Genomic DNA, 6,097 nt, shown 5'->3' with positions numbered 1-6,097 from the left:
TAAACCCTTGTTTTTCAACAAGTTTTAATCAACATCACCGCCGATGGATGTGCATTCTACAGTATTCCTCCCCCAATGCAACCTCTTTTTTCAATATTTTAGTATTTTTTTAAATTATGAGTTTTGAGTGGGCATTTAATAGTCAAATTCACATCATTCAGTATGATATTGATAAAAAATCGAACACTTTAACTTTATTAAAATTAGATTAGAATAGTCACTATTATTTAACTGACTAGAACTATGTTACTAAATGGCTATATTTAAAATCAAAAAAGCCGTATTGATCTCCCTACTGCTTTTGATGTGCAGCTTTAGCCATGCCAATTCCAACCAGAACATTTATCAAATGACTCTATCTATTTTGAGCTATGCCAAAATTTCATCTCCACAACCAGATTTATGTCTAATTGATAACACTGTGGCATTAGCAGAGTTTAATCAAACTATTCAAAAGCAAAATTCAAATATCAAAGCACAAAATATTCATGATTATGAATTAAACAAGACCAATTGTGATGTTATATTTTTCTCTAAATCTTCTCCAACAGTCGAACAAAAACTCATCCGAGAATCACTAAATAAGTCAATTCTCTCATTTTCAACAAATAATGAAGATTGCGAGGTTGGAAGTGTTTTCTGTCTCTATAGCAATAAAGCAGGTATTACAAAATTTAAAGTCAATTTAGACAGTCTTGCAAAAACCAAAATCCACGTTGATCCTCGTGTATTACTTCTTGCACAGAAATGGAGTAATTCAGATGATTGATAAATTTTTTGGATTAACTTCACTCCAATCACTATTTAGAAGATCACAATTTTTAATTTTTGCGATTACTTTTTTGATCTGCACTTTAATTTTTGCAACGATTTCAATTTTTACGGTGAAATCATACGCCAATCAAAACTTAACCTTAGTGAGTCGCACAATTGCGGAACGCATTCAACCTGCTCTTGTTTTCCAAGATAAATACACTTTAGACAATATTTTACACGAGTACACACAACAACATTCAATTCGCCTTATCCAAGTATTGGATAGCAGTAAAGTTAAAATAACTGAAAGCAGTAAACTGATAGATCGCCATTCAGAACTTCAAACTTGGTTTGATGGATTATTTTTTTCTAAGCCGATTCAAATTGAAGTTACTCACAATGGACAATTGGTCGGTGAGCTTCATCTATTCGGCAGTTCTCAAGATATCATTTTATTCATTATCAAGATTTGCTTAGCCTTGATTTTAGGTATGCTTTTTATGATTTTCGCCTTATGGTGGTCGGTTAATGCAACCTATCGTCATATTATGAATTCTATATCACCAATTATTCATACAGCACAATTAGTGAGTCAACAAAAAGCATATAATCTCCGCTTTCCAAAAAATGATATTCAAGAATTTCATCATCTAAACTCAGTATTTAATCAACTATTAGAAGAAATTCAATCTTGGCACAATCAGTTACAGTCTGAAAATACTCAGCTTAATTATCAAGTACAACATGATGAATTAACACAATTACCAAACCGACATTACTTTTATAAAGTTTTGTGTAGCCTTTTCGATCAGCCTGATAAACTTGAAAATACTGTTTTGATTTTTATAGATAACAATAAATTTAAGTCTATTAACGATCAATATGGTCATTTAGTAGGGGATGAAGTGTTGAAAGAAATGACTAAACGATTAAAACAAAACACTCGTCAAAATGATTTTGTCGCAAGATTAAGCGGTGATGAATTTGCAATTATCCTAAGTCCTGTCAGTCAGGTGGATCACTTAATTTCGATCGCCGAAAATCTTATAAAATGTTCTGATGAGCCCTTAAAATATAACGGACAATCAATTCATTTTAGTTTTAGTCTTGGTATTGCTTTGGCTAAAGAAGCTCATAACCCAGAGGACTTAATTTCTCAAGCAGACCAACCGATGTACAAAGCGAAGAATCTAAAACATCATTGGCACATATTTCAACAATAGAGTTTTTACTGAGGATTAATACCTATGCTCAATCGTAGTTTCAAACTTTTTATCATGAGCATTCTTTGTATAGGATTAAGCGCATGCTTGGGTATGGGATCTTTAAGCTATAAACAAGTAAAAATGTTAAAACAACAAGGTTTCGTACTCACAGAGGAAGGTTGGAGTTTGGGACTACCCGAACGACTTCTTTTCGATTTCGATCAGGCTGAAATCTCTAAAAAAAATCGTGAACAGATTCAACATCTCGCAGCACAACTACAAAAATACAATTTAAAGAAAGTCCGTATCGTCGGTCATACCGATCTTATTGGCAATCCAGATTATAATTTTAAACTTTCTGAAAGCCGTGCCCGAAGCGTAAGCACTATTTTTATCGAAGAGGGTTTTAACCCTACTCATATCCAAACTATTGGTCGCGGTTCCACCCAACCTATTAATACTGCAAATACTGACGCTGCCCATGCAGAAAATAGACGCGTTGCTGTTATTATCGTGCCTTAAACATTCAACAAAAAAAGATCCTGATAGGATCTTTTTTTAACAGCAAAAATCAGACATAAAAAAACCGCTTAACGCGGTATATTTTATCTGACCATTTATAATGAAATAAATGGTCGGAGCAGTAGGATTCGAACCTACGACCCCCTGGTCCCAAACCAGGTGCACTACCAGGCTGTGCTATACTCCGATTACATCGGTTTGTGTTGGGGTGAATGACGGGATTCGAACCCGCGACAACCGGAATCACAATCCGGGGCTCTACCAACTGAGCTACATCCACCATCACAAAATTTGGTTCTATAAAATCAAGCGACCAATGGCGCGCCTGACAGGATTCGAACCTGTGACCATCCGCTTAGAAGGCGGATGCTCTATCCAACTGAGCTACAGGCGCATTACCCATGATTGCGAGATCATTGGAAAACCTTTGCCTTGAAGAATTGGTCGGAGCAGTAGGATTCGAACCTACGACCCCCTGGTCCCAAACCAGGTGCACTACCAGGCTGTGCTATACTCCGATTCATCTCAGCTTTTATACCGTTCAACTTATCGTTTGATGTATCGTTCGGTACGGTGTGCATTCTAGGCGTGACGCTGGATAACGTCAACACCTATCTTCAAAAAAAATCAAAAAAACACTTCAAATGTATATTTATCAAGCATTTTGACTAATATTAACGCTTTAATGACGCACTAAAGTTTAACATTCGATCTAATGGTAATTTAGCGCGCTCTGCTAAAGCGGGATCAACATGCACTTCCTGATCACCATGTCGTAAAACATGCAAAATGCCATCCAATTCATTCATTGCCATCCATGGACAGTGTGCACAAGAACGACAAGTCGCCCCCTCACCTGCCGTAGGAGCCTCAATCAAAGTCTTATTCGGCACCATTTGTTGCATCTTATAAAAAATACCGCGATCGGTCGCAACAATCATTGTTTCATGCGGTAGTTCTTTTGCAGCTTTAATCAATTGTGAGGTACTTCCTACTGCGTCAGCAACATCAATTACCGATTCTGGTGATTCAGGATGTACTAAAACTGCAGCATCAGGATAGATGGCTTTCATCTGAGCGATGCCACGTGCTCTAAATTCTTCATGTACGATACAAGAACCATCCCAGAGCAACATATCCGCTCCAGTTTTCTTTTGAATGTAACGTCCTAAATGCTGATCAGGTGCCCAAATAATTTTTTCACCTAAACTATCTAAATGCTCAACAATTTCGACAGCACAACTTGATGTTACCACCCAATCTGCACGTGCTTTTACCGCAGCTGAGGTATTTGCATAAACCACAACAGTATGATCAGGATGAGCATCACAGAACTTGGTAAACTCATCTACAGGACAACCTAGATCGAGTGAACAAGTTGCCTCTAAAGTAGGCATTAAAATGGTTTTGTTAGGTGATAAAATTTTAGAAGTTTCACCCATAAACTTCACACCAGCCACAACGAGTGTTGTCGCATCATGATCACGTCCAAAACGTGCCATTTCAAGTGAATCTGAAACACAACCACCAGTAAGCTCCGCAAGCTCCTGTACGACCGGATCACAATAATAATGAGCAACCAATACCGCATTACGCTTTTCCAATTCAGCCTGGATCTCAGCAAATTTTTGCTGCTTTAACTCTGGTGTTAAATCTTGATTGTTAGATTCACCAATCAGGTCTAAATGAGCTTGAACAATTGCTTTCGCATCATTTGCAATTAAATTGGTTGCATCATTCATTATTTGCATCTCTATCCATAGCGCTTATCAATATAAGCAATTACACACCGATTGGATTTGACCAATCATTAAAATTTGATAAATAAAAAGCCTCAACAGGGAGGCTTAATTTATTTAAGAACGATAATCTGCGTTGATCTTGACATAATCATATGACAAATCACAGGTGTAAACCGTATCTTTGGCAGAACCACGGCCCAAATCAACGCGGATAGTAATTTCTGATTGATTCATTACTTTAGCACCAGCCTCTTCTGTGTAATCTGCCGCTGCACCACCATCTTTACAGATCTGGACATCATCTAACCATACTTGGATTTTGTCGACATTTAAATCTGGGACACCAGCATAACCGATTGCAGCCAAGATACGCCCCCAGTTAGGGTCAGAAGCAAAGAACGCTGTTTTTACCAAAGGTGAATGTGCAATGCTGTAAGCGATGTCACAACACTCTTGCGTATTTGCACCACCTTCAACTGAAACAGTTATAAATTTGGTTGCACCTTCACCATCTCGAACGATCAACTGAGCCAAGCGCTTCATGACACGTGTAAGTACATCTAAAACAACAGAGTAACGAGCATCTTCTTTAGATGTAATTTCAGCACCACCTGCTTGACCAGTTGCTGCAAAAATACAAGAGTCGTTAGTAGATGTATCACCATCAATCGTGATGCGATTAAATGATTGTTCAACCGTGGTTTTTAATAGTTTTTGAACCAATTCACGAGCAATAGGCGCGTCTGTCGCTACGAAAGACAACATTGTTGCCATATTAGGACGGATCATTCCTGCACCTTTTGAAATCCCCGTCATTGTATAAACAACCCCGTCAATTTCAAATTGTTCAGAAGCACCCTTAGGTAAAGTATCCGTCGTCATAATACCTGATGCTGCCTGAGGCCATACATCATCTTCAAGACTCTCAAATGCTGGTTTTAACCCAGCAATCAAACGCTCCATGGGTAATTGTTCACCAATTACGCCTGTTGAGAATGGCAAAACCTCGTTCTCATTTACACCAGCAATTTTGGCAAATTCAGCACAAGTGTCCTTTGCATTTTTCATACCTGTAGGACCAGTACCTGCATTCGCATTGCCTGTATTAATTACAAGGTAACGTGGATTTGTTTGAGACAAATGCAGTTTTGAAATATGTACTGGCGCTGCGCAAAAAGCATTTTGGGTAAATACACCTGCAACTTGAGTGCCTTGTGCAAATTCAAATACAACCAAGTCACGTCGATTTGGGTAACGTACATACGCTTCTGCTGAGCCAATTCTTACACCCTTTACCACATGCATTTGTGGCATTGATACGTCACCCACCGCCATTTTTGATTGTCCGAATTAAAAAAAATGATGGCTAAGCTTATTAGAAATTAGAAAAAAAATCGAGTGAATAAGGCATTAGGGTTGATTGAAATGAATGATTTGAAATAAATCTCGATCCCTAAAAACAATAAAGCCAGTCAAAGACTGGCTTTAGTACGAAATTCTAAAATTAATTAGATACAGTTTGTTCTAATAAAGCTTGTTTTGCTTTTTCTTGACTTGAACTTGAAAGAGCTGGATTTGATGCAACAATACGATTTGCTGTAGCTGGTGTTGCTGGTGCTATTGCAGCTGTTTGAAGAATAATTGGTCGACCAGCCGTATTACCAAGTGTATAACGAATACCAGTGCGTGGACTTATCACCGTTGTGGAGTCATTTTTAACTTCAGTTTGTGCTTGAGTAACACCCGCAGCTGCTTGAACTTTCGCTAGAGGTACAGTTTTTGTATCAGTATTGGCAAATGCAAAAGCTGGTAAAGCAAAAACTGCAAATAAAGCCGGTTTTAGTATTTTTTTCATTGTCGCTTCCATATATT

At 37.8% G+C, this 6,097-nt stretch carries 6 protein-coding genes and 4 tRNA genes; 3 read left to right on the top strand and 7 right to left on the bottom strand.

What is annotated here, in order from left to right; translation table 11 throughout:
• Positions 1-253 precede the first annotated feature (253 nt).
• Genes yfiR through yfiB form a run of 3 tightly spaced genes read left to right on the top strand, consistent with a single transcriptional unit; the run spans position 254 to position 2,483 of the window.
• Entirely contained in the window at positions 254-769 is a 516-nt protein-coding gene (yfiR, locus tag AC1M9L_RS12780; protein ID WP_481592344.1) for a regulatory sequestration protein YfiR, read from the top strand.
• A complete protein-coding gene (dgcN, locus tag AC1M9L_RS12775) occupies positions 762-1,979 on the top strand; it encodes a diguanylate cyclase DgcN/YfiN (protein ID WP_481592343.1) in 1,218 nt (405 codons plus the stop codon). The genes yfiR and dgcN overlap by 8 nt, the downstream gene beginning before the upstream one ends.
• Before the next feature lie 24 nt (positions 1,980-2,003).
• On the top strand, positions 2,004-2,483 hold the full coding sequence (yfiB, locus tag AC1M9L_RS12770; RefSeq protein WP_481592342.1) for an outer membrane lipoprotein YfiB: 480 nt from the start codon (positions 2,004-2,006) through the stop codon (positions 2,481-2,483).
• 110 nt (positions 2,484-2,593) lie between these two features.
• On the opposite strand, the gene AC1M9L_RS12765 is transcribed toward yfiB, so the two are convergent.
• The 7 genes from AC1M9L_RS12765 to AC1M9L_RS12735 all read right to left on the bottom strand — a co-directional run bounded on the left by AC1M9L_RS12765 (position 2,594) and on the right by AC1M9L_RS12735 (position 6,080).
• Positions 2,594-2,670, bottom strand: a tRNA-Pro gene (locus AC1M9L_RS12765).
• Positions 2,671-2,687: 17 nt separating this feature from the next.
• A tRNA-His gene (locus AC1M9L_RS12760) sits at positions 2,688-2,763 on the bottom strand.
• A 37-nt stretch (positions 2,764-2,800) separates the two neighbouring features.
• Positions 2,801-2,877: transfer RNA gene (locus AC1M9L_RS12755), tRNA-Arg, on the bottom strand.
• Between the two features lie 47 nt (positions 2,878-2,924).
• A tRNA-Pro gene (locus AC1M9L_RS12750) sits at positions 2,925-3,001 on the bottom strand.
• Between the two features lie 156 nt (positions 3,002-3,157).
• Positions 3,158-4,225, bottom strand: coding sequence for a quinolinate synthase NadA (nadA, locus tag AC1M9L_RS12745; protein WP_481590904.1), 1,068 nt, complete (start codon positions 4,223-4,225; stop codon positions 3,158-3,160).
• Positions 4,226-4,339: 114 nt separating this feature from the next.
• Complete coding sequence (argJ, locus tag AC1M9L_RS12740) at positions 4,340-5,560, bottom strand: bifunctional glutamate N-acetyltransferase/amino-acid acetyltransferase ArgJ (RefSeq protein WP_481592341.1); 1,221 nt, start codon at positions 5,558-5,560, stop codon at positions 4,340-4,342.
• 169 nt (positions 5,561-5,729) lie between these two features.
• The gene (locus AC1M9L_RS12735) at positions 5,730-6,080 is read right to left on the bottom strand and encodes a hypothetical protein (RefSeq protein ID WP_092768561.1); all 351 of its coding nucleotides are present in this window, start codon (positions 6,078-6,080) and stop codon (positions 5,730-5,732) included.
• Positions 6,081-6,097: the final 17 nt, after the last annotated feature.

The organism is Acinetobacter sp. ANC_7511 (assembly GCF_056779975.1).
This window is presented reverse-complemented; position numbering and strand designations above follow the sequence as displayed.